At 61.8% G+C, this 23,189-nt stretch carries 19 protein-coding genes; 13 read left to right on the top strand and 6 right to left on the bottom strand.

Translation table 11 applies throughout. The features are described 5' to 3' along the window. Window positions 1-8 precede the first annotated feature (8 nt). The 13 genes from KUV81_RS06335 to pulA all read left to right on the top strand — a co-directional run bounded on the left by KUV81_RS06335 (window position 9) and on the right by pulA (window position 14,189). Window positions 9-383 carry a hypothetical protein gene (locus KUV81_RS06335; protein ID WP_222542989.1) on the top strand — a complete coding sequence of 125 codons (375 nt, stop codon included), beginning with the start codon at window positions 9-11 and terminating at the stop codon, window positions 381-383. Between the two features lie 124 nt (window positions 384-507). Beyond that, window positions 508-759, top strand: a complete 252-nt coding sequence (locus KUV81_RS06330; RefSeq protein ID WP_222542988.1) for a hypothetical protein — start codon at window positions 508-510, stop codon at window positions 757-759. Between the two features lie 432 nt (window positions 760-1,191). Further along, complete coding sequence (locus tag KUV81_RS06325) at window positions 1,192-1,542, top strand: hypothetical protein (protein WP_222542987.1); 351 nt, start codon at window positions 1,192-1,194, stop codon at window positions 1,540-1,542. Between the two features lie 121 nt (window positions 1,543-1,663). After that, complete coding sequence (locus KUV81_RS06320; RefSeq protein ID WP_222542986.1) at window positions 1,664-1,978, top strand: hypothetical protein; 315 nt, start codon at window positions 1,664-1,666, stop codon at window positions 1,976-1,978. A gap of 474 nt (window positions 1,979-2,452) precedes the next feature. Next, window positions 2,453-2,962 (top strand): hypothetical protein, encoded by a 510-nt coding sequence (locus KUV81_RS06315; protein WP_222542985.1) that lies wholly within the window; start codon window positions 2,453-2,455, stop codon window positions 2,960-2,962. Between the two features lie 64 nt (window positions 2,963-3,026). Beyond that, window positions 3,027-3,491, top strand: a complete 465-nt coding sequence (locus tag KUV81_RS06310) for a DUF4262 domain-containing protein (protein ID WP_222542984.1) — start codon at window positions 3,027-3,029, stop codon at window positions 3,489-3,491. Window positions 3,492-3,899: 408 nt separating this feature from the next. Next, the gene (locus tag KUV81_RS06305) at window positions 3,900-4,238 is read left to right on the top strand and encodes a hypothetical protein (protein ID WP_222542983.1); all 339 of its coding nucleotides are present in this window, start codon (window positions 3,900-3,902) and stop codon (window positions 4,236-4,238) included. A gap of 123 nt (window positions 4,239-4,361) precedes the next feature. Then, window positions 4,362-4,589 carry a hypothetical protein gene (locus tag KUV81_RS06300; RefSeq protein WP_222542982.1) on the top strand — a complete coding sequence of 76 codons (228 nt, stop codon included), beginning with the start codon at window positions 4,362-4,364 and terminating at the stop codon, window positions 4,587-4,589. Window positions 4,590-4,638: 49 nt separating this feature from the next. Continuing rightward, window positions 4,639-5,190: a GNAT family N-acetyltransferase gene (locus KUV81_RS06295; RefSeq protein WP_222542981.1), complete on the top strand. Its 552-nt coding sequence runs from the start codon at window positions 4,639-4,641 to the stop codon at window positions 5,188-5,190. Window positions 5,191-5,255: 65 nt separating this feature from the next. Continuing rightward, the gene (locus tag KUV81_RS06290; protein ID WP_222542980.1) at window positions 5,256-5,780 is read left to right on the top strand and encodes a GNAT family N-acetyltransferase; all 525 of its coding nucleotides are present in this window, start codon (window positions 5,256-5,258) and stop codon (window positions 5,778-5,780) included. 95 nt (window positions 5,781-5,875) lie between these two features. Continuing rightward, complete coding sequence (locus KUV81_RS06285; RefSeq protein WP_222542979.1) at window positions 5,876-6,571, top strand: GTP pyrophosphokinase family protein; 696 nt, start codon at window positions 5,876-5,878, stop codon at window positions 6,569-6,571. 285 nt (window positions 6,572-6,856) lie between these two features. Then, window positions 6,857-9,793, top strand: coding sequence for a TonB-dependent receptor (locus tag KUV81_RS06280; protein ID WP_222542978.1), 2,937 nt, complete (start codon window positions 6,857-6,859; stop codon window positions 9,791-9,793). Between the two features lie 79 nt (window positions 9,794-9,872). Next, window positions 9,873-14,189 (top strand): pullulanase-type alpha-1,6-glucosidase, encoded by a 4,317-nt coding sequence (gene pulA, locus KUV81_RS06275; protein WP_222542977.1) that lies wholly within the window; start codon window positions 9,873-9,875, stop codon window positions 14,187-14,189. Window positions 14,190-14,253: 64 nt separating this feature from the next. Here pulA and KUV81_RS06270 read toward each other — a convergent pair whose 3' ends face one another. The 6 genes from KUV81_RS06270 to KUV81_RS06245 all read right to left on the bottom strand — a co-directional run bounded on the left by KUV81_RS06270 (window position 14,254) and on the right by KUV81_RS06245 (window position 23,181). Beyond that, a complete protein-coding gene (locus KUV81_RS06270) occupies window positions 14,254-15,792 on the bottom strand; it encodes a cryptochrome/photolyase family protein (protein WP_222542976.1) in 1,539 nt (512 codons plus the stop codon). Further along, complete coding sequence (locus tag KUV81_RS06265; RefSeq protein ID WP_222542975.1) at window positions 15,789-15,926, bottom strand: DUF2256 domain-containing protein; 138 nt, start codon at window positions 15,924-15,926, stop codon at window positions 15,789-15,791. The genes KUV81_RS06270 and KUV81_RS06265 overlap by 4 nt, the downstream gene beginning before the upstream one ends. Beyond that, the gene (locus KUV81_RS06260; protein WP_222542974.1) at window positions 15,923-17,233 is read right to left on the bottom strand and encodes a DASH family cryptochrome; all 1,311 of its coding nucleotides are present in this window, start codon (window positions 17,231-17,233) and stop codon (window positions 15,923-15,925) included. The genes KUV81_RS06265 and KUV81_RS06260 overlap by 4 nt, the downstream gene beginning before the upstream one ends. 122 nt (window positions 17,234-17,355) lie before the next feature. Beyond that, entirely contained in the window at window positions 17,356-20,415 is a 3,060-nt protein-coding gene (locus KUV81_RS06255; RefSeq protein ID WP_222542973.1) for a metallophosphoesterase, read from the bottom strand. 201 nt (window positions 20,416-20,616) lie between these two features. Beyond that, on the bottom strand, window positions 20,617-21,984 hold the full coding sequence (locus KUV81_RS06250; protein ID WP_222542972.1) for an alanine/glycine:cation symporter family protein: 1,368 nt from the start codon (window positions 21,982-21,984) through the stop codon (window positions 20,617-20,619). Between the two features lie 279 nt (window positions 21,985-22,263). Continuing rightward, the gene (locus KUV81_RS06245) at window positions 22,264-23,181 is read right to left on the bottom strand and encodes a LysR family transcriptional regulator (protein ID WP_222542971.1); all 918 of its coding nucleotides are present in this window, start codon (window positions 23,179-23,181) and stop codon (window positions 22,264-22,266) included. Window positions 23,182-23,189 lie beyond the last annotated feature (8 nt).

The following is a 23,189-nucleotide window of genomic DNA, read 5'->3' as shown; positions in this document are numbered from 1 at the left end:
GGTAACTAATGGAAAAACTGACTTCAAACGACACCCATTTTCTCGTTGCTCTGTTGGCGTCTGAGGAAGCTCCAGTATTGGAACTTCGCTCTGATTTCCACCAGTGGGCCGTTGAATGTGGTCAGGTTCAAGAAGTCTTAGTTGGCCTGGTTACAGATGGAACTATCGGCGTCACGAAGCCCGAGGGAGACGAGTTCCATGACTTCGAGAAGAACGCATCGCTCGAACTAATCAGAGATTGGGATAGCTTTGTTCAGTCTCCTTACCAGCTGTTTTTAACTGATCCGGGCTATCGGCGCTGGGAAACAGACGACTGGGGCATCAGTACCGAAAGGGCGCGATACCTCATGTTCTCGAATCAAGGTAGCTCAATTCGTGTTTAACCAGGCACGTTACCTAACAAGCAAATTAACCATAGCACTCGTCGCTAAGCTCCTCGCGGGGACAAGTGCCACGACGCGGCGGAGCCGCTGCACTTGCCCGTTATTTGGGCGTTAGGTAGCCAGGATGGATCTAGCTCTAGCAAAGCTGCGGAAAGAACTCGCGGCAAAAGGATATAGAAGGGGTAGCTACTATATTGGGCGGTTACCGGTTGCTGATGGACATTGTATCCTCCACGTTGAAGGAACATACGAGGTTTTCTTTTTTGAACGTGGACATAAATTTGATCTGGTTTCATTCGAAGAAGCCCCCGCTGCAATCAAACTATTTAAGGAGAGGATAAGTGGTGGCTACTTTCAGAAAAAACAGGAGTACTAGCCAAAGGAGCTTTATGGCTGACTTTAAGTTGCTACCTAACAAGTCCAATCAGAAATGCGCACTGCGTGCGCGGGATCTCGCTACGCTCGGCCCCTGTTGGGGGCGTTATATGCACAAGTTGAGAGTTGGAGGGGACATTGAAAGTTACTTTTAAAATTCTGCTTTTTAACGAAGCATTGCTGATGTTTGTTTTGACTTTTCTAACCCTAATCCAGTATGCGTCAAATGGTAGTGTCGGATTGAAGGGCATTCTATATGCCTTCGCACTCTTTCAGGTTCTGGCAATTTTGTTGACTTATCTCTCCCATAGAAAGATAAGACGAATGTCAGAGTTAAGTGGTTGACTTGTTCATATAACAAGCCCAATCAGAAATGCGCACTGCGTGCGCGGGATCTCGCTACGCTCGTCCCCTGTTGGGAGCGTTGTATGCCATGACTGAATCCGAAGCTATATCTAGACTGATGACGTCCTTTGGGGATGAGCCTCAGTTAATTACGCCAAAAGGGAAAACGTACGAAGAGTACGTAGAGCAGTGTAAATCTGATCTTCTTGGCTATCTGATTAAGCCCATTGAGGTACAAGTCACTTCAGCTTGTTTCCCTGAGTATGACCTTCAGAAGTATCAGGAAGACACTGTGTGGGCTATCGCCAGGTCGAAGAACAACTGGCTATTAACCCTTGATACCCAAGCTGAATTCGCTCTGGCCTTTGGAGAAAGTACTGATAGCCTACAAATGTTGGGGTTCTCTTCTAGTGATGCTCTGGCGGAGTGGCTGGGCTGACGGCATACAACAAGGCGCTTCAGGCGGATCGCAATTCAGTTGGCTGTTGCGAGTGCCTCGCTGATTTTAACCAACCAAACTGCTCCCGCTGAGCGGGGCGTTATGTTTCAAGGAGGATATATTGGATTTTTCTCTCTTACTTTTTATAGCATTCTTTGCCATCATCCTTATCTTAGCTTTCACCAAACTCGGGAAAGGTTTAATGTTTGGCGGCAAAATTCTAGAAACGCATGAGCGCGAAATTGTTCAAACAAGTGGAATAAACAAAACGAAAATCAGGGTTCACCTTATTGCGAAGAGATCTGGCGAAAAGTGCGTAGGTATTGAGGTCGCTGACAACGCAAAGCTATCGTTTTCATTTCGCCCAATCACACTAAGCCAAGAAGAGGCTAAAAGATTGGTCACAATGTTGGACGAAACAGCAAATGAAACATAACAAGGCACTGTAGGCGGATTTCAGCCAGCCCGGCTTCGCTCATACCTCGCGGAGTATAGCCGGGCAGTCTGATCCCGCTAAGTGGAGCGTTATGTTTACGGAGCGGGTCAAGCATATCGATGAATGTAGATAAAGTTTTTGAAGAACAGTTTTACTCTGGTGCTCGAAGCGAAAACGTCCCCTTTGTGATAAACGACCCAGTGAAAATAGTCGCTGGTGAACACCATGGGAAACTAGGCAGTGTCGTAAGTTACAACCAACAGGCTAATTGTATTGATTATGTAGTTGAATTGGGAGACGGTTCTGGTGATGTCAAAGTTAAAGTCTCAGAAATTTGTTTGTGTGAGTAAACATAACAAGGCGCTGCAGGCGGATCGCAATTCAGTTGGCTGTTGCGAGTGCCTCGCCGAGTTTAGCCAACTGAATTGCTTCCGCTGAGCGGGGCGTTAGGTCGTAAGGGTTTCGGAGTTTAATATGACGGCAATTTCAGCCCGGCATCGACACTTTCTTTTAATTGAGCAGGGGGTTGTTCCTGCTGTCTTCAATTTTTTCATCAATGGATTAATCGTTTGGGCGTTGTTCCGAACGGAGGAGTCGATACCACTATGGGGCGAGTCCAGCATAGGTTTAGATCTCTTGCTCACGGCCTTTCTCTTGCCATTCCTTACCTGCGTCATTGTAAGTGCTATTGTTTCGCGGCAGCTTGACGCAGGGAAAATACCGCCTCTGCCTCTCGAACAGTTTCCGATGACGGGGTGGTATCGGCGTTCCTCATCGGTGCGCGGCCTTTTTCTTGGGACGGTTTGCGTTATTTTCGCCGCTATCCCTGTGGTATGGGCGCTCTATCTTGGTCAAGCTAAGCCTTTCTATGTATCTTCTTTCATTGCATTCAAAGCCGTTTGGGCGGCGTTGCTTGCAATAGTTGTCACACCTATCGTCGGCTGGTGGGCATTGGCGAGTGCTTCACGTTCACATATGACCTAATAGACATAGGCTATTGAATTTCTTTGCAACCGTAGATTTGAGCGTTATATCTCATGGAGGAACGATGGACGAAGAAGACCTGAAAGCTCTAGATGACATAGAAAAATATGGTTGCCACATCTTGGGCGTTATGGAGGGCGATGGTGAGCCTCGCTTTAGCTACTCTATTGGAATCAATAAGCAGCAAGATAAGCCAGACTTGATAGTTGTTGGCCTAAAGCCGGAACTGTCACATTCGATAATAAATAACTACAAGGATAGACTACTTTCTGGTGAAACCTTTGTACCCGGCTACTACTATTCTGGCCTTCTTGAAGGTTTTGATGTTTGTTTCGTTGAGGTCGATAAATCTAACTACAAAAACTACTTGGGTTGGGGTTTATGGTTACATAAAGGCGACGATTTCAAAGTGCTGCAACTTATCTGGCCAACTACAAATGGCCAGTGGCCTTGGGACAAGCCTATATCAAAGTTCTATGAATGGGCTCAACCAATATTAAGTGCAAGTGGCACATTGCGTGAAATATAAAAGCCGCATCTGGTCGAGCTATGGGTTATCAAAACTACACGGCGATTGAGTTTTGGCTGGGCGCAAAGTTTTAACTAATCGCCGCTGCCTTTTGCTTTCCTTAATGCGGGCGTTATCTGTCCAAGGCAGGAGACTCATGGGGAACCTGAACCTCTAGCCTCAGGCGACGGTTTGGAAGCCGTTGATGTTGCGGTCAGTGAGGTGCTCGCCGCTTGCCCATGGGGGACAGAGCTCGATTGGATATCAGAGAGGGATGATCATATTCCCTCTAAGATGGGTAGCGGTGCTGGCTTAATGTTTCTTCGTTATGGAGAGCTCTCGACCCAGTAGTGGGTTGCGCCTAACGTGTCGCGTTCAATTGATAGAGACGACTGCCCCCTTTATTTGTTTCCCAAGTCATTATTCCGTATGCGAACCATTCAATTATCCGCTTTAGGGCTGTGCGTTTTGGTGCTGCTAAGCGGCTGGCTGATGCTGTCCGGCTTGGAGCCCGAGGCGCCGGCCAGTGCCGCCGGCGGGGTGGGCCTGTTCTTTCTCGGCGTGCTCTTTCCGCTGCTGTGTATCTCCGCCTGCCTGTCAGTGCCCTCAACCGTTGCCCTCTTGCTGCCTGGGCGACGCGTCCGCTATGGGATGGACTCCATCCTATGGCGCGGTGTGTTGGGCCTGAATGTCGTCCTCAGCCTGGTTTTCCTGGCGGTGGCGCTGGCCGCGGTAGCGGGGTGGTTGTACAGGCTGTGGGCCCTGTAGTGTCCGTTAGAGCCTGCCGTTCTTAGCCCCTTACGGGCTGTTTATTCCTTCGCTGTGCTCTGCCAGTGCAATAATTCCAGGCTGGCTTTTCTCCCCATGATTTACTCTCAAAAGGATGTTGATATGAGATTGCTGTTTGTCGTGTTGCTGCTGGGGTTAAGCGGCTGTACCCACTTTAAGACGTCACTGCACAACCGGGTGGCCAGTGATGTGATGACGGGCCTGTCGGATTCCATTGTTGGGTACGGCGTGCATCAATGTAAGAAGGTGCGCGCGCAATGCGGTGGGGAAGGGCACTATTCCGAATGGCAGGATGAAAAGGGCAAACTGGGGTGCGCCTGTAACCCCTAGCCACGGATTGGGCCCTGGCCACACTGACAACCTTAAAGAGCCAACATCGATGATCACCCCGAGATTAACGACTCAACGCTTTACCCTTCGCGCTTTTGAGCCGGCCGATCTGGTCGCCTTTACCCAGTACAGGGCGGCCCCCGAAGTGGCCCGATACCAAAGCTGGACGGATTACCAATACGAGGACGCCCAGGTGCTTTTCGAGGGCACGGATTACGCCGACTTTGCCCGCCCAGGCCAGTGGTATCAGCTGGCGATTGCCGAGAAGGGGCAGGGCCGATTGCTGGGGGATCTGGCGGTGCACTTTATCGACGAGCAGCAGGTGGAGGTGGGCTTTACCGTCGCGCCGGCCCATCAGGGCCAAGGGGTGGCCAGCGAGGCCCTCGCCACGCTGCTGCAATACCTCTTTGAGACACTGAGGCGCCATCGGGTGGTGGCCACCACCGATGCCCGTAATGAGGCGTCCTGGCGATTGCTCGAACGCCTGGGCTTTCGCCGCGAAGCGCACTTTGTGCAGAACGTGTTTTTCAAGGGCGCCTGGGGCGATGAGTTCCAGTACGCGCTGCTGGCGTCGGAGTACCGGGCCCGCAACGCAGGCTGAAGGGTTCCTTTTGCGAACAGCGACGGCCCGGGGGCCGGGTTGAATCACACAACAGGGAGTGGGTGATGATCTTAATGGAGGTGCCCTCCACAAAAGGGCTGACCGGCTCGCTGACCCGGTTACTGAAAGACAGCGTGGACAGTGGTGCATCGGTGGGGTTTCTCCCGCCAATCAGTGACGAAACACTGGCCGACTACTGGCGCGGCGTCGAGGCGGATCTGCAGACGAAAAGCCGCAAGCTCTACGTGGCGCTGGAGGAGGATGAGGTGGTGGGGGCGGTGCAACTGGCCCTGTGCCACAAGGCCAACGGCGCCCACCGGGGCGAGGTGGAGAAGCTGATGGTGCACCGCCGGCATCGGGGCAGGGGGCTCAGCAAAAGCCTGATGACGATGATGGAGTCCGAAGCGGCGGTCCTGGGGCTGTCGCTGCTGGTGCTGGACACCCGACTCGGCGATGTGGCCGCTCATCTGTATCACACCCTTGGCTACACCGAGGCGGGGCGGATCCCGCAGTTTGCCAAAAGCGCCGACGGCACCCTGGACGCCACCGTGCTGTTCTACAAGCTGCTGTCGCCGGAGCCCACCGAGTAAGCCCAAATCCCGTTTAGCAACGTCAGCGCGCGATTTTTCCAAGGCTCCGGGGGGTCATCCATTACACTCAAAAGGCAGGGTTTTGGAGGTGACGGATGGCCGAGCAGGGGTTAACAGGCAACGAGCATGACCGCGCCCGCCTGGTGCGCTACTTTGGCCGCTACGGCGATGAACTGGAGCAGATCCGCGAGCTTCTTCAGATCCGACTGGATCAGCTGGCCCTGGCCTACTGCCGGCGCCACCGGTTGCCCAGAGAGGCGGTGGCCGTCACCACCCGCGTCAAAACCTTAAACAGCGTACTCAACAAGCTGGCCCGTCGCGGCTGGCCCCCCTTCGAACACCCCCTGGATGCCATCACCGATCTCATCGGCGCCCGGGTCGTCTGCTGGTTTGTGGACGACTGCCTGGGGATGCTGCGCTTTATCGCCTCCTCCAAACACCTCACCTTCCAGTCCGACACCGAGGACTACATCCACCACCCCAAAAAGACCGGCTACCGGGCGCTGCACCTGCTGGCCCAGGTCAGCTACGACAGCGTCTCCGGCACCCAGACCGACGCCCGCATCGAGTCGGCCCAGATGCTCTGTGAAATCCAGATCCGCTCTAAGCTCCAGGACGCCTGGGGCGACATCACCCACGAGTTTCACTACAAGGCCAAAGCCCAGGGGGTACGCGACAGCGCCTATGAGAAGGTGTTGGCGGGCATCGCGTCCCAACTGGCGGAAGAGGACCAGCGGCTGATGAAGATCCGCGACGCCTACCAGGCCCTGGCGGCCAGCAAACGGCTGTGAAACGGGTGAGAAACGGGGCGAGTCGGGGTGGGATAGAGGGGCGTCATTAACGGGCGTTCGACGCTAAGTGTTGCTCATTCCAGGCATTTTACTGCCATTGGCCCTACGTCATTACAACGAAAGGCAGGTTAATAAAAGGTTATGAATACGTATGCATAACGTTGTGGCATAAATTTTAACGTGCCTAACATAACCCCTGAATTATAAGCCTAATGTTCAGGCTAGTTGGGTTGTATAGCGCGGCATTGGGCCACTAACAGTCGAAATGACGGAAGGGGAGCACCAATGTCACATTTCAAACCCAGCGTCCTGACTCTGGCGCTCGTGGCGGCCGGGCTGAGCGCATCGCTCATGCCCTATAACGCCTGGGCGGCCGAGGAGGAGGAGACCGCACAGACGCAGTCTGCCGAAAGCCAACAGGAGGGCGAGGCGGAGTCTGAGCAAGCGGCGGCGTCCGATGACCAGATCGAGCGGATCCTGGTGACCGGCTACAGCCGAAGCCTCATTGATTCCCTCGATGCCAAGCGCTTCAGCGACACCGTGTCCGAGCAGCTCAGCGCCGATGACCTGGGGGCCCTGCCGGACGTCTCCATGGCGGACGCCCTGACCCGACTGCCGGGGATCTCCGCGGTACGGACCGGGGGCCAGGCGGCGGAGATCAACATCCGCGGCATGTCCGGTGGCTTCGTGTTTTCCACCCTGAACGGCCGCGAGCAGGTCTCCACCAGCGGCAGCCGCAGCATCGAATTTGACCAATACCCCTCCGAACTCATCACCTCTGCAGCGGTGTACAAGTCCCCCAAGGCGTCGCTCATTGAAGGCGGCGTGGCGGGCACCGTGGAGCTGGCCACCGCCAGCCCCCTGGCCGCCGAGAAGACCCACAACTTCGTTGCCAACGTGCGCGGCATGTACAACGACCGCGCCTCCGAGGTGCACGGCGCCGACGAGTACGGCTCGCGCATCAGCTTCTCCTACCAGGGCAAGTTCCTCGACGAGACCTTGGGCTTCGCCCTTGGCTACGCCCGACTGGACCAGCCCAGCGTGGCCACCCAGTTCATCGGCTTGCACTACAACGGCAACAAGGACGTGGACGGCCTGCCCGGTGACACCGATGGCCCGGAGGACAACCCGGCCAACGAGTACATCAGTGAAGGCTTCGAGATCCAGCACCTGGGCGGGGTGGAAACCCGTGACGGTTACATGGGCGCCATCGAGTGGGCCCCCAGCACCGACTTCGTGCTCAAGGCCGACGCCTTTATCTCCCGTTTCGACTCCGAGGCCTTCGCCCGGGGCTATCGCGTCAAGCTGGGCGGCCCCAGCGCTTCGGTGACCAACCCGGTGATCGACGGCAACGCGGTGATCGGCGGCAACTTCAGCCGCACCAGCCAAAGCTTCACCCGGGTGGAGATCGTCAACGATGACAACCGGGATTACGACGAGGTGGACAGCTACGGCATCAACGCCAGCTGGCAGGCCACCGATCGCCTCTCCGTGGTGGCGGACATCTCCTACTCCTCCGCCAAGAGCGATTTTCGCAACGGCCTTTTGTGGGCCAACGTGGCGGAGGACGCCACCGTGCCCAACCCGGTGTTCGACACCGACGTCTCCATCAACTACCTGCTTAACGGCCTCAACCTGCCCGACGTGGGCTTCAGTCAGGCGGACGCCTTCTCCGACATTAACCGGGTGATGGTGAGCAAGTACGGGATCTACCCCTACGTCAACGAGGATGAAGTGCAGGCCTACCGCCTGGACTTCAATTACGAGCTGGACAGCGACTGGTTCAGCTCGTTGGAGTTCGGGGTGCGCTACTCCGATCGCGAATACTCCAACGACCGCTCGGTGTTCGAATACGGCAACGACGGCGCCTTCTCCAGCTCCGAGCCGCCGCTGCGCCTGACCGAGGACATGGTCACCGTGGTCAACTGGGAGGGCGACTTCAGCTACTTCCCCTCCTACCTGGCCATCGATCTCGATAAGGCCCTGGCCGCCTGGTTCCCCGGTGGGGTGCCCCAGCCGGTGCAGACCTGGGGCAACGCCGATGGCGTGCTCGACCCCCAGGGCTACACCACCAACTACTCCTGGTCGGTGCTGCAAAGCGGCAAGGTGTACGAGGAGGTGCTGGCCGCCTACGTGATGCTGAACATCAACGCCGAGATCGGCAACATCCCGGTGACCGGTAATGTGGGGATCCGTCGGGTGGACACCGACCAGTCCGCCACGCTGCTGGAAAACGTCGGCGGCGATCCGGCCCTGGGCGCCCAGTTCATTGTCGATGAGATTGGCATCGTCAACGGCCTCTACGCCCCCACCATCAAGGGCGAGGATTACACCGACTACCTGCCGTCACTGAACCTGAACTTCAAGATCACCGAGGACAGCCAGATCCGCTTCGCCGCGGCCCGGGTGATGTCCCGCCCGCCCATCAACCGCCTGGCCGGTGACGCCAGCGCGTCGGTCAACGACGACGGTGAGATCAACGGCTCCTCCACCAACAACCCCTTCCTGAAGCCCTTCTACGCGGACCAGTACGACATCTCCTACGAGTACTACCTGCCGGACGGGGCGCTGGTGGCGGCGCTGTTCTACAAGAACATCGACTCCTTTATCGACACCATCGCCATCGAGGGCTTCGACTTCAAAGGCAACGGCTTCAACGTGCCGGACTACATCGTCGATCCCGAGAGCGGCGAGCAGATCGAAACCACCAACGGCACCTACACCACCGCGGTGAACAACGCCGAGGGCGGCTACATCCGTGGCCTGGAGTTGGCCTACACCCAGATCTTCACCGGCTTGCCGGGAGCCTGGTCCGGCCTGGGTCTGAACGCCAGCTACTCCTTCACCGAGTCCGAGGTGGAGTCCCAGACCGATCTGGGCGGTGAAACCGTCACCCAGATGCTGCCGGGGCTGTCCGAGCACGTGGCCACCGCCACTTTGTTCTACAGCTACGAGGGCTTCGACACCCGCATCAGCGCCCGCTACCGCAGCGACTTTGTCTCTGAACAGGTGGCGGTGAACGAGCAGGTGGTCAACTTCGACGATGAAACCGTGGTGGACTTCCAGACCTCCTACCAAATCAACGATCACTTCGGTGTGCTGTTCCAGGTCAACAACCTGACTGACGAACCCACCAAGAGCTACTTCGGTAACGAAAACCGCACCGGCACCCTGCAGTACTTTGGCCGGGAATACTTCTTGGGCGTGACCTATGCGCTGTAACCCCATGACACCTCGAACCACAACCAACGTCATCGAGTTTGTCGCCATCGCGCGCCCAAAACGTTAGGAGAATCGACCCATGTTGAGACTGTCTCATCAAGGAAAACTGGCGGCCATCGCCCTTGGCAGCGCCCTGTTGTGGGGCTGCGGCGACTCGTCCGAGTCCGGCGAGGTGCTGCTGACCTGCAGCGCGCCCCAGGTGCCCAATGCCGCCGGCACCCAGTGCGTGGATCCCGAGCCGATCCAGTGTCCGGCCCCCAGCTTCCCGGACGAAAACAACGAGCAATGCATCATCGGCTACAACCCGGACCTGCCGGCCCCGGTGGCCGTCCCCGGGGAGAACGAAGCGGTGCTCTACTACAACCGCATGGGGGACACCGACGAGAGCTACGTCGGCTACAAGCTGCACACCTGGAATAACGAGGAGTGTGACGCCTACGCGCCGCCCCACGACTCAACCGACTGGGCCAACGGCCACGACTACGTCGGCATCGACCCCAACTACGGCGCCTACTGGATCCTGAACCTCAAAGAGGGTTACGGCGAGTGCGGTAACTTCATCATCCACATCGGTACCGAGGGCTCCGGCAAGGCCCTGGGTGACTTCGACGCCAAGCTTATCCTCAACCAGGCGGATGAGCGGGCCCAGCGGATGAGCTTCACCTTCCACGCCCACGCCACCGTCTACGAGTACCCGATCCTGAGCCTGGGCCCGCAGCCGCTGACCATCGACGGCGCCAGCGCCCACTGGCTGGATGCGGACACCCTGCTGTGGAATGCCGATAACAGCGGCCTCAGTGCCATCAAGCTGCACTACGACGCCAACGCCGGCCTGGAGTTGATGACCGAGCCGGATCGCATCGAAGGGGGCCAAAGCCTGGAACTGGTGGCAACCACCCTGACGCCGGAGCAGGCCGCCCGGGTGCCGCACCTGGCCGGCTGGCCGGCCTACAGCACCAACCTCAGTGCCGACGAGGCCAAGGCGATCGCCAAGGCCCAGATGCTGGTGGTGGGCTACGACGCCGAGGATCTGCCGGTGATGGCCACCGGCGTGCAGCACGCCAAGGTGCTGGACGCGCTCTACACCTTCGGTGAGGCCGATGCCGATGAGGCCGCCCTTGGGGTGCACTACGAGGGCGATGTGATCACCGCTTCGGTCTGGGCGCCCACCGCTCAGGCGCTGGCGCTGAACGTCTACGACGCGGACAAGAACCTGGTGAGCAGCCAGGGGATGACGTTGGATGAGCACACCGGGGTGTGGTCCCACAGCGGGGACATGAGCCTGGACCGCCAGTTCTACCGCTACGAGGTGACCGTCTACCACCCGCTGACCGGTCAGATCGAGACCATCGAGTCGACGGATCCCTACTCACTGAGCCTTTCCGCCAATGGCCGCTACAGCCAGTTTGTGAACCTGGAGGATGACGATCTCAAGCCCGCCGGCTGGGACGGCCACACGGTGCCCACCGTGGTCAATCCGGAAGATGCGGTGATCTACGAAGGCCACGTGCGCGATTTCAGCGCCCGGGATGAGAGCACCCCGGAAGCGGTGCGGGGCAAGTACCTGGCCTTTGCCGAGCAGGGCACCGCACCGGTGGACCACCTGAGCGCCCTGGCCCAGGCGGGGATGACCCACTTCCACGTGCTGCCGGTGACCGACATGGCCACCGTCAAGGAGCTGCGTGAGGAGCGGGTGGAGATCACCGACACCCTGGGCACCCTGTGCGAGATGACGGACAACGCCACGCCGGCCTGTGCCACCGAGGATCACGGTGCCACCATCCTGAGCTTGCTGGAGCAGGCCCTGCCGGGCTCCGCCGACGCCCAGGAGCTGGTCAACGCCATGCGCGGCCTGGACGGCTTCAACTGGGGGTACGATCCCCACCACTTTATCGTTCCCGAGGGCAGCTACGCCTCCGATCCCGACGGTGTGGCGCGCATCCTCGAACTGCGGGCCATGAACCAGGCCCTGCACGAGATGGGCCTGCGGGTGGTGCTGGACGTGGTGTACAACCACACCAGCTCCTCCGGATTGTGGGACAACTCGGTGTTCGACAAGCTGGTGCCCGGGTATTACCACCGCTACAACGAGGAGAGCGGCGACATCGAGCGCTCCACCTGCTGTGAGAACACCGCTACCGAACATCGGATGATGGACAAGTTCGTCTCCGACTCCCTGGTGATCCTGGCCCAGCAGTACGGCTACGACGGTTTCCGCTTCGACATCATGGGCCACCACCCCAAGGCGGGGATCCTGGCGGCCCGGGACGCGGTGCAGGCGGTGGACCCGGACAACTACTTCTACGGTGAGGGCTGGAACTTCGGCGAGGTGGCGGACAACCGCCTGTTCGTCCAGGCCAAGCAGGCTGACATGGCCGGCTCCGAGGTGGGCACCTTCAACGACCGCATCCGCGAAGCGGTGCGCCAGGGGCGCCTGTTTGCCGAAACCGAGTCCGACGAGCGCCTGCGGGATCAGGACACCCTGCGCCTGTCCATGGCGGGCAACCTGCAAAACTACGTGCTCAAGGACTTCAACGGCAACTCTGCCACCGGCAACGCCTTTAGCTGGAACGGCCAGCCCACGGCCTACGCCCTGGATCCGGCGGACAGCATCAACTACGTCTCCAAGCACGACAACGAGACTCTGTGGGATCAGCTGCACTACCACCACGGTGTGGGGCTGAGCCTTGAGGATCGGGTACGGGTCCAGCACATCGCCGCCACCGTGCCGCTGCTCAGTCAGGGGATCCCCTTCCTGCAGATGGGCGGGGACATGCTGCGCTCCAAGTCCATGGACCGCAACACCTACGACGCCGGTGACTGGTTCAACTACGTGGACTTCACCAAGACCAGCAACAACTGGAACGTGGGCCTGCCCCTGGCCCAGGACAACCAGAATAACTGGGAGACCATCGCCGGGATCTCGGCCAACCCCAACGCCCAGGTCTCCATGCAGGAGATCGACCTGGCTGCCACCCTGTTCCAGGAGGTGCTGAGCATCCGTCGCGACAGCCCGCTGCTGCGCCTGACCAGCGAGGCGGACGTGGTGGCCCGACTGGGTTTCCACAACGTCGGCAAGCGTCAGACCCAGGGCGTCATCGTGATGAGCCTGGACGACGGCATCGGCCTTGCGGATCTCGATCCCATGGTGGACGCCATGGTGGTGATGGTGAACGGCAGCGCCAACGAGGTGAGCCACACCGTGCCCACCGCCGCCGGCTTCGAGCTGCACCCGACTCTGACCGCCTCCCTGGACAGCCGGGTGCGGGGCGCCAGCTTTGCCGCCGGCGAAGGCGAGGGCACCTTCACCGTGCCGGCGCTGACCACCGCGGTGTTCATCAAGCCCCAGGTGGGTGAACAGGGCGAGGGCCTCTCCGCCAACGCCACCGTCGGTGCGCCGGACGTGGTGCCCTACGGCAGCACCGAGGTGTTTGTCCGCGGCAGCATGAACGGCTGGGGCGAAGTGGACAGCATGACCTACGTGGGCGACGGCGAGTACCGGGTGGCGATCACCCTGGCCGCCGGCGACTACGAGTTCAAGGTGGCCTCCGCCGACTGGAGCACCGTGGACTTCGGTGGACTGAGCGCGGCCGAGGCCCAGGTGGAGGAGGGCGTTGCCGAGCCGCTGCGCCGTGCCGGTGACAACCTGCACTTCAACGCCGGGATCGACGCCACCTACGTCTTCTCCCTGGACGCCTCCGATGCAGAGAACCCCATCCTGACGGTGTTCAACGAGGAGCCCTTTGTGGGCACCCCGGTCTACCTGCGTGGCAGCCTGAACGGCTGGAGCACCGACAACGAACTGGCCTACCTGGGCGGCGGGATCTACCGGGTGGACGTGGCCCTGAGTGCCGGCGACTACGAGTTCAAGGTGGCCTCCGAGGACTGGTCCACCGTGGATTACGGCTCCGGCGAGGCGGATCCGACGGTGACCGAAGGCCAGGAGGAGCTGCTGGCGGTGGCCGGGGCGAACATGTTGTTCACTGCGGCGGTGGACACCACCTACGCCTTTATCTTCGATGCCTCGGATCTCAACGAGCCCACCCTGGCGGTGTACCCGGCGGAGATGTTCGGTACCAATGTGGTCTACGTGCGCGGCAGCATGAACGGCTGGGGCGAGGTGGACATGCTGAGCTACCAGGGCCTGTCCAGCTACAGCGTGGACATCGTGCTGGAGGCCGGCGACCACGAGTTCAAGGTGGCCACCGGTGACTGGTCCACCGTGGATCTGGGCGCCATCGGCGGCGATGAAGCCGTGGTGCTGGATGCGGTCAAACCCCTGGCGTCCAAGGGCGCCAACATGACCCTGTCCGGCGCCGAGGCGGGCACCTACCGCTTTACCGTCACCGGGCCGGACATCGCTTCACCGACCCTGACGGTCAGCAAACTCAACTGATTTTCCCTGTCTTGAACTCAAAGCCCGGCGCAAGCCGGGCTTTTTTTGTGTCGAGGCCAGGGTGCTAGAGACGCTCCAGGTTGTCCAGGCACCACTGGCCCCGCTCGAGGATCGCCTGTCGCTCCGATTCCGGACGGTTGTCCCAACCCCGGTAGACCATGGTGATGCGCGGGTTGCGGGCCAGCTCCCGGTCGTGCCGGGCCATAAAGTGCCAGTAGAGGCTGTTGAAGGGGCAGGCGTTGGGGCCCGCCTTGTCCTTGACGTCGTAGGGACACTGGGCGCAGTGATCCCCCATCTTGTTGAGGTAGTTGCCGCTGGCGGCGTAGGGCTTGGAGGCCAGCAGGCCGCCGTCGGCGTACTGGCTCATCCCCCGGGTGTTGGGCAGCTCCACCCACTCGATGGCGTCGATGTAGACCCCCAGGTACCAGGCATCCACCTGGTCCGGTTCGGCGCCGATCAACATCGCAAAGGTGCCGGTGACCATCAGCCGCTGAATGTGGTGGGCGTAGGCGTACTCCAGTGACTGCCCGATGGCGGCCCTCAGGCAGGCCATCCGGGTCTCGCCGCTCCAGTACCAGCTGGGCAGGGGGCGGTGGGCGTCGAAGTGGTTGAGGCTGTCGTAGCCGGGCATGTTGGCCCAGTAGATCCCCCGCACGTACTCCCGCCAGCCCAAAATCTGGCGGACAAAGCCCTCCACCTGGGCCAGATTGATGGTTTCGTCGGTCTCGAAGGCGGTGATGGCCGCCCGGATCACCTCCATGGGGTGCAGCATCTTGCTGTTGAGGGCAAAGCTTAAGCGGGCGTGAAACAGGCTCCAGCTGTGGGGGGCCTGCTGCGACAAGGCGTCCTGATAACGGCCGAAGGCGGGCAGGGCGCAGCGGCAGAAGTGGGCCAGCAGCTCCCGGGCCTGGGCACGGGTGACCGGCCAGAGCAGGGGGCCCTCCAGTCGTCCCATGGACTGGACGCCATGGCGAGCGAGCCGCGCCCTGATGGCCTCGACGTCGTTGGCAAAGCACAAAGGTTGGGGTACCCGGTCAAAGTCGGCGGGCGTGAGGGCCTGGCGGTTCTCCTTATCGAAATTCCACTGCCCCCCCAGGGGGGCGCCCTTATCCATCAGCAGGTCGTAGCGCTTGCGCATCTTGCGGTAGAAGGGTTCCATCCGGTGGGCGGTGCCGCGCTGGAAGTGGCGGTCCAGTTCCTCAAAGGGCAGGAGGAAATGTTCGCTGTCCACCAGGGATATCGCCACCGGCAGATCCATATCCGTCAGTTGGGCTAGCAGCCGGTATTCGTCCGGTCGCTGCACCTCCAGGCGGCGGGCGCCGCTTTGCGCTATCAGGGCCCGAAGCAGCGCGGGCAGGTCCGGGTAGGGGGCGGTGTCATCCAACGTCAGGTGCTGCACCCGGTGGCCGGCTTGCCCAAGGGCCTTGGCAAACTCCGCCATGGCGGCGAAGAAGGCGCACAGCTTCTGGATGTGGTGGCGGACGTAGCCGGTTTCCTGGTGAAGCTCGGCGATGACGTAGAGGACCCCGGGATCCTGGGTTTGGTACCAGCTGTGGTGGGCGTTGAGTTGGTCGCCGAGGATAAGGCGTAGGGTGTGGGTCATGACGTCGCCCGTCGATGTCGGCGCCGGGCGCGGCAGCGGGCGCTGCAATAGCGTACGTCATCCCAGCAGCGGCGCCATTTGCGCCGCCAGGAGAAGGGTCGGTCGCACACAGGACAGATCTTGTTCGGCGTCACGGCGTGGTCTCCACCGGCCAGTCGGCCCCATCCAGGCTGTCCAAGGGGGCCACCGTCTCCCCGCACCAGCGGGTCACGTACTCGCCCTCTGGATCATAAAGCTCGCTTTGGCGGGCCAGATCGAAGCGGCGCCAGCCCCGGGGATCCGCGCCGACGCCGGCCAGGTACTGCCAGTTGCCCCAGTTGCTGGCCACGTCATGATCCAGCAGCCGCTCCTGGAAATAGGCTGCGCCGTAGCGCCAGTCCAGCCCCAATTCATGGACGAAGGCGCTGGCCACCAGCTGGCGGGCGCGGTTGGAGAGAAAGCCGGTGGCGTCCAGTTGGTGCATGGCGGCGTTGATGATGGGGTAGGGGGTGTGGCCCTGGGTCCAGCGGGCAAAGCGCTCAGGGTAGAAGGCGGTGGGGCGGCGCACCCGCTGCACCCCGGTAAAGGCGAACAGCCGCACCCCGTGGGCCAGGGCATACCACTGGAAATACTCCCGCCACAGAAGCTCGAAGCGGATCCAGTCGGTGGACTCGTTGGCCCCGGCGTGGCGTTCGTAGCGGTCCAGTGCGCTGAGCACCTGACGGGGCGACAGGCAACCCTGGGCCAGCCAGGGGGAGAACTTGGTGGAGCTGGACCAGTCGTCCAGGGCGTTGCGGGTCAGCTTGTAGCGACTGGCGGCGTCGCCGGCGAAGTAGTGCTGCAGGTGGACCAGCGCGGCGGAGGCGCCCCCCTGGAAGTCGCGATTGAGCGGTGCCCTTGCCTGGGGCAGGGGATCGCTGGCCATATCCAGCGGCGGCGGAGGCAGTTGCCGGGCGGCGGGAAAGCGGGGACGCAGCGGGATGTGGCCCACCCGTTTGCGAAACTGGCTGAAGGTTTTGGGGAGGTCTTTTAACGCGAAGGGCAGGCGGTCCAACTCGTAGAGGGTGAAGGACTGCAGGGCCTCGAAGCGTACCTCGGGGTGACGGGTTTGCAGGGCGAGCCACTGCTGACGCTCCTGCCAGCCGATGGGGGCGGTGCACACCACCCGTTCGATGCCGTGTCGGGTCAAAAGAGTGGGGATCACCGACAGGGGATCCCCCTGGCGGATCACCAACTGCTGCCCCAAACCTCGTAGGGCCACCGCCAGATCCTCCAGGCTTTCCCGGATAAAGCGCCAGGGCCGTGCCCCCACCGGCCGGCTCTGGTAACGCCCGGGCCGGAACCAGGCCGGGTCGATACAGTAGAGGCAGAGCAGTTCATCACTGCCGTCGGCGGCCTCCAGCAGCGCCGGGTTGTCGTCCAGTCTCAGATCCTGGCGGAACCAGAACAGGGTGCGCTTCATGGGCGTTGGCCTTTGGTGTTGGCGTGGGTGATTGGGTTGGCCTCTGTACGAATTTCATTGGCGCTTGGTCCAGTGGCGCCGAAAAAAGAACGCCCCCGGGCGGGGGCGTTCAGAGCCGTTTCCTACCGGGTGACGTTAAACACCGCCTGGTAGAAGGTGCTGCTGCCCCCCTGCACCACCTCCACCTCCAATGTGTGGCTGCCGGTGCTGAGGGTGGCGGTATCGAACGGCTTGGCGGAGCGGGCCGAGTCGCTGTTGGTGCCGGCCAGATCCCAGGGGGCGTTGTACTCCGTCTGGGTCGGGCTGCTGCGGCCCGGATCGTTCAGGTAGAAGCGCACTCGGTCGGCGCCGTCGGCATCCACAAAGACGTAGATAAGGCCGCTGACGCTCTGGCCATCCAGCCCAACGGCGCCACTGCGATCCGGCGACAGGGACAGCAGGACCGGGGTGTCGCTGGGTTCGGCCAGCACATCCAGGGTGACGGCCAGGCTGTCGCTGCCCAGGGGGCTGGTGGCGGTCAAGGTGGCGCTGTGCCGGCCCGGGGAGAGGGCGCTGCTGTCGGCGGTGACCGTCAGGTTGGCCGGAGTGTCCGCCGGATTGGGGGCCACCTGCAGCCAGGCGGCGGAGCTTTCTATGTCCGCCTGGGTGGCTTGGGAGCCGCTCAGGGTGACGTCGCCCTGGGCCAGGGTCTGTGGCCGGGTCACCGACAGCGCAAGGCTGGCGGGGCTGAAGCTCAGGTAATCGCCCACCGCACCTATGGTGAAATCGGCAAAGACCGAGGCGGTGCTGCCGCTCGACAGCTCCAGGTCCGCGCGCATCTGGTGCGGCCCATCGGCGTAACCGGCCAGGCTGAAGGGCTTCGCATCGTCGTTGCCTTCGGTGCCGCCGATGTCGAAGGGGGCCACGCCTTCGGTTTTGACCCGGCTGCCGTCGATGTAGAAGCGCACTCGCTGCACGCCCTCTTCCGGCAGCAGCTGGACGAAGATCTCGCCACTGACCGAGGCGCCGTTCATCGGGCTGGGCCCGTTGCGCTGAGCGTCCTCGGTGCGCACCAGCTGGTAACCCCCGCCACTGACGGTGAGGCTCACCGGTACCCCACGGGAGAGGCCATTGCCGGTGACATTGAGGGTGCCGCGGTAGATGCCATCCACCAGGCCGGTGCTGTCGGCGGTGACGGACGTTGTCAGCGGCGAGGCCCCGCTGCTGGGGTTGACGCTCAGCCAGGACAGGGCTTCGCTGACGCTCAGGCTGCCGGCGTCGGTCAGGCTCAGGGTCAGGGACTGGGTGCCCTGCTCATCGGGGGCCAGGGAGAAACTGAGCTCGGCAGGACTGGCGGCGATCCCCTCGTCGTTGCAATCTTCAGTAAGCCGGAACTGGTCGAACACCGTGGGCGTCTCGCCGTCGGTGACCTGGTAGACCGAGACGGTGATGTCGCCGCCGGGGTCAAACTCCAGGTGGCCGAAGTGGTGCGCGGTGTTGTCGCGCCGGGCGGTCCAGTAGGGGGGCGGCACCGTCAGCCACTCGGAGAAGCTGCCGTTTTTGTCGCTCATCTTGCCGCCGGGGCTGATCTTCATCCAGGTGATCCCCTGGCTGCGGTCGTAGCAGTCCAGGTCCGTGGTGGTCACCACGATGTCACCGGCGGCGTCCAGCAGCGGGTAGGTGCGCTCGTAGGACTGGTCGTGGGCGGAGAGCACCAGCTTGACCCCGGCCGCTTCGAACAGCGGCGCCACATGGCCGCGGATGGTTTCCGCCGAGACGTGGTTGCTGCCGTCGGAGAAGGGGGCGGCGTGCAGGTAGGGGATGATCCAGCGATAGCCCGCGTCCTTGACCTGGTTCAGGTGGTTTTCCAGCCAGGCAACCGCCTCCAGGGGGATCCCGTCGTTGGACTCGCGCAGGGCGAATACCCCGACAAAGTGCACGTCGCCCACGTCGAAGGCGTACATGCGCCCACCGTCCCACTCCCAGTGGTCCGGGGTGGGGAAGCGGGCGTGCCAGAACTCGAACCCTTCGTTGTTGAGGATCTCGTGGTTGCCCCAAATGGGCATCATGGGGGCGTAGGGCGCCAGGGGAGCCATCTGATTAAACCAGGCGTCGATGGTGCGCTCCAGGGTGCCGTAGCGCTTGTCCTTATCGTAATAGGCGTAATCTCCCCCCAGCAGGATAAGGTGGGGGTCGATCGCCTTCATGGCGTCGATCACCGCCTGGGTGCCGTTGGTTAGCCCATCGAGGCGCCCCAGCAGGCCGGTGTCCGCCACGAAGGTGAGATCCCAGGGTTCGTCGGCGGCCGGGTGGGCGCGCACCTGGTAGACCCGGCTGAAGCCGGTGCTGTCCAGCCGCACCCGGTACTGGTAGGTGGCCCCGCGGGTCGTGGCCACGCTGGCCTGGTGGTACCAGCCATCCTCGTTGCTGTGTCGCACCGACCCAATCACGCTCTGCCAGGCTGTACTGCCCAGCAGCCGGTACTGAAGCTCCGACTGGGCGCCGTTGTCCGGGGTAAACCACACCGCGGTGAAGCTGTTTTGGGCGTGGTCCCAGGTCAGATGCAGTTGCGGCGCATCGTCTCCGCTGGTTTCCCCCACGCTCAGTCGGACGGTCAGCGAGGTGCCGGGCACGCCATCGGCGCTGAGATTGACCTGTCCTTCATAGACGCCATCGGTCAGGCCACTGGGGTCGGCATTGAGGGTCAGGCTAAAGGGGGTCACCGAGGCGGTGGGGGTGACGCTCAGCCAGGGCAGGGATTCGCTCACCGCCACGGACAGCGCGCTGCCATCGCTGATGGCGACATCGACCTGGTCTGAGACGGCACCGCCGTCGGGGCTTTGCAGGGCGACCGAGGTGGGGCTGACCACCAGAGTCGGACCGGCATCACCGGCCTGGAAATCCGCCTGGCGGGTTTCGCTGCTGCCGTCATCCAGCAGCAGGGTGACGCTCATCTGATGGGGGCCGTCGGCCAGGCTGTCGGCGTCGAAGGGCAGGGCGCTGCGGTCTGAGGCGGTGCCCCCCAGGTCCCAGGGGGAGACGTTCTCCGTTTTCACCCGGCTGCCGTCGATAAAGAACTGCACCTGGTCGAGCCCGGTATCGGGACTGATAAAGACGTAGATGGGGCCGGAGACGCTGGCGCCGGCCAAAGGCCGGGGATCGCTGCGGTCCGGCGAATCCGAGAGGAGGATGTCGTAAGCCAAGGCCCCTGCACAGCAGAAGCACGCCCAGAAACACAGTACTGCCCTTCCCAACCACCTGGCCATAACCCACCTCAAAGCCTGGAGAAAATGAACTGTTTGGCGCTGCGAAAACTAACTCTAGGCGAGGGGGCGCGAAGCGCCAGCGGTGGGAGTGGATTTGATGGAAAAAAGCGCCCCGGCACTGGGCCGGGGCGTTTTCGTTTAGCTTTGCTCGGAGGCGGGCAGGCTGGTGTCCTTGCCGGCGAAGTAATCCCGGGTCAGCTTGAACACCACGGGGCTTAACAGCACCAGGGCGATGAGGTTGGGGATCGCCATCATGGCGTTCAGGGTGTCCGCCAGCAGCCAGACGAAGTCCAGCGAGGCGATGGCCCCCACGGGTACCGCCAGGGTGAAGACCAGGCGGAAGGGTTTGACCGCCTTGTCCCCCAACAGGTACTGGACGCAGCGCTCGCAGTAGACGCTCCAGCCGAGGATGGTGGTGAAGGCGAACACCGCCAGGGCGATGGCCACGATCACCTGGCCCTGGGGCACCGCCGAGCCAAACGCGGCGGAGGTGAGCGGGGCGCCGGAGACGCCGCTGGTCCACTCCCCGGTGACCACGATGGCCAGGCCGGTGACCGAGCAGACGATCAGGGTGTCGATAAAGGTGCCCAGCATGGCGATAAGGCCCTGGCGCACCGGGTTGTTGGTCTTGGCGGAGGCGTGGGCGATGGGCGCAGAACCCAGGCCCGCCTCGTTGGAGAACACGCCCCGGGCCACACCGAAGCGGATGGCGGCCCATACCGCGGCACCGGCAAAGCCCCCTTGGGCGGCCACCGGGGTGAAGGCGCTCTCCACCACCAGGGCGATGGCCCCGGGCACGGCACCGGCGTTCATGATAAGGACAATCAGGCCGGCGCCGATGTAGAAGAAGGCCATCAGGGGCACCAGCTTACCGGCCACGGTGGCGATCCGCTTGATGCCGCCCATCAGCACGGCGCCCACCAGCAGCATCAGCACGATGCCGGTGGCTTCTACCGGAATGCCGAAGCTGTCCTGCAGCGCGGAGGCCACGGAGTTGGATTGCACGCCGTTGCCGATGCCGAAGCCGGCGATGGAGCCGAACAGGGCAAAGGCGGTGGCCAGCCAGGTCCACTTGGAGGAGAGGCCGTTTTTGATGTAGTACATGGGCCCGCCGACAAACTCGCCGTTGGGGGCCTTTTCACGGAATTTCACCGCGCACACCGCCTCGGCGTACTTGGTGGCCATGCCCACCAGCGCGGTGCACCACATCCAGAACAGGGCCCCGGGGCCCCCCAGGGCGATGGCGGTGGCCACACCAGCGATATTACCGGTACCGATGGTGGCGGACAGAGAGGTCATCAGGGCGTTGAAGGCGCTGATGTCGCCCTTCTCGCCGGAGTCTTTACGGCCCTGCCACAGCAGGCGGAAACCGGTGGGGAGTTTGAGAATGGGCATCAGGCGCAGCCCGGCGGTGAGGAACAGGCCCACGCCGAGGATGAGCACCAGCATGGGCACCCCCCAGACGATGCCGTTGATGGTCCCCACCAGTTCATTAACCATTTCCATTCAATGACTCCTTGTTCGTTCTTGTTCTTCCCATGGGGGCCGGCTTGGCCCCGGGGAGAGGAATGGCGGCTCAGGGCATGATCTGTATCACAATCCTGAGGCTTAAGGTAGGGAAAACAGCATGTTGTGACTGGAAGTCGAGGGCGATGACGTAGGGGAAAACGGCGGCGAATGGGGGTGGGTCAACAGGGGTTTCGGCCCGATGGGGTCAAGGCCAGGGGATGTCGCCGCCACGGGGGGCATGGGGCGACACAAAACCCTGGCCGTCCGGGCGGCGGATTAACGACCGCCGGGGAAGGTATTGGCCTGCTGGGCCTGGGGACTGGCCTCCACCAGTAGCTCGGCAAAGCGGGTGGCAGCGGGGCCGAGGCGGTCCGGATTGGGGACGATCAGCGTCATGGGGATCATGGCAAAATCCACCCGGGCCTGGCTCAGGTGCACCAAACTGCCGTCGCTCAGGTGCGGGCAGACCAGGTGCTCGGGCACCCAGCAAAACCCCACCCCCTCTTTGAGGATGGCGATCGCCTCGTGGAAGTTGGAGAAGGTCCAGCGATGCTCCGCCTTGAGCCAGCCCAGGTCCTTGTCCGCCTCAGGGCCGGTGTCTCGGATGACGATCTGAAGCTCCTGGGCCAGGCGTTTCTCGTCCACTTCGGTTTCACGGGCCAGGGGGTGGGCCGGATGGCACACCAGGATCATCTTGATCACCCCCAGGGCCTCGCCGCGGTGGCCGGGTGGAGTGCGCCCGGAGATCACCAGATCGTAACTGGGGCCGGAGATGGCGTGGGTGGTGCCGCTGATGACGTTGTCGATCACTGTGACCCGGGTGCCCCGGCTTTCGGGGTAAAAGCGGCTCATCGCCTGGTAGAGCGCCTGGGTGGGGTAGAGGATCTCCCGGGAGACCTTGATCTCCGGCTCCCAGCCCTGCTCCAGGTTGGTGGCCAGCAGCTCCAGTTGCTCAATCTCGGCGGTCAGGGTGCGGGAGCGGCGCAGCAGCACCCGGCCCTGGGGCGTCAGCTCGGCCTTGCGCCCTTTGACCTCCAACAGCGGCACCCCCATCAACTGTTGCAACTTGGCCACGGCGTGATTTAACGAGGACTGGCTCTTGTTCAGCTCGGCGGCGGCCTTGGCGTAACCACCGCAGTCGACGACCGCCTGCAGGATCCGCCATTGCTCCAGGGTTGAGTGGGGTCGGTACATGATGATCC

Source organism: Ferrimonas balearica (assembly GCF_019802085.1).
Taxonomy (GTDB): Bacteria; Pseudomonadota; Gammaproteobacteria; order Enterobacterales; family Shewanellaceae; genus Ferrimonas; species Ferrimonas balearica_B.
This window is presented reverse-complemented; position numbering and strand designations above follow the sequence as displayed.

What these genes read in the sequence shown, in the direction of transcription:
- KUV81_RS06325 (WP_222542987.1), top strand. Translation starts at nt 1,192, where the DNA reads ATGACTGAATCCGAAGCTATATCTAGACTGATGACGTCCTTTGGGGAT.
- KUV81_RS06310 (WP_222542984.1), top strand. Translation starts at nt 3,027, where the DNA reads ATGGACGAAGAAGACCTGAAAGCTCTAGATGACATAGAAAAATATGGT.
- KUV81_RS06315 (WP_222542985.1), top strand. Translation starts at nt 2,453, where the DNA reads ATGACGGCAATTTCAGCCCGGCATCGACACTTTCTTTTAATTGAGCAG.
- KUV81_RS06270 (WP_222542976.1), bottom strand. Translation starts at nt 15,792, where the DNA reads ATGACCCACACCCTACGCCTTATCCTCGGCGACCAACTCAACGCCCAC.
- KUV81_RS06295 (WP_222542981.1), top strand. Translation starts at nt 4,639, where the DNA reads ATGATCACCCCGAGATTAACGACTCAACGCTTTACCCTTCGCGCTTTT.
- pulA (WP_222542977.1), top strand. Translation starts at nt 9,873, where the DNA reads ATGTTGAGACTGTCTCATCAAGGAAAACTGGCGGCCATCGCCCTTGGC.
- KUV81_RS06335 (WP_222542989.1), top strand. Translation starts at nt 9, where the DNA reads ATGGAAAAACTGACTTCAAACGACACCCATTTTCTCGTTGCTCTGTTG.
- KUV81_RS06300 (WP_222542982.1), top strand. Translation starts at nt 4,362, where the DNA reads ATGAGATTGCTGTTTGTCGTGTTGCTGCTGGGGTTAAGCGGCTGTACC.
- KUV81_RS06245 (WP_222542971.1), bottom strand. Translation starts at nt 23,181, where the DNA reads ATGTACCGACCCCACTCAACCCTGGAGCAATGGCGGATCCTGCAGGCG.
- KUV81_RS06260 (WP_222542974.1), bottom strand. Translation starts at nt 17,233, where the DNA reads ATGAAGCGCACCCTGTTCTGGTTCCGCCAGGATCTGAGACTGGACGAC.
- KUV81_RS06305 (WP_222542983.1), top strand. Translation starts at nt 3,900, where the DNA reads ATGCGAACCATTCAATTATCCGCTTTAGGGCTGTGCGTTTTGGTGCTG.
- KUV81_RS06290 (WP_222542980.1), top strand. Translation starts at nt 5,256, where the DNA reads ATGATCTTAATGGAGGTGCCCTCCACAAAAGGGCTGACCGGCTCGCTG.
- KUV81_RS06330 (WP_222542988.1), top strand. Translation starts at nt 508, where the DNA reads ATGGATCTAGCTCTAGCAAAGCTGCGGAAAGAACTCGCGGCAAAAGGA.
- KUV81_RS06280 (WP_222542978.1), top strand. Translation starts at nt 6,857, where the DNA reads ATGTCACATTTCAAACCCAGCGTCCTGACTCTGGCGCTCGTGGCGGCC.
- KUV81_RS06285 (WP_222542979.1), top strand. Translation starts at nt 5,876, where the DNA reads ATGGCCGAGCAGGGGTTAACAGGCAACGAGCATGACCGCGCCCGCCTG.
- KUV81_RS06250 (WP_222542972.1), bottom strand. Translation starts at nt 21,984, where the DNA reads ATGGAAATGGTTAATGAACTGGTGGGGACCATCAACGGCATCGTCTGG.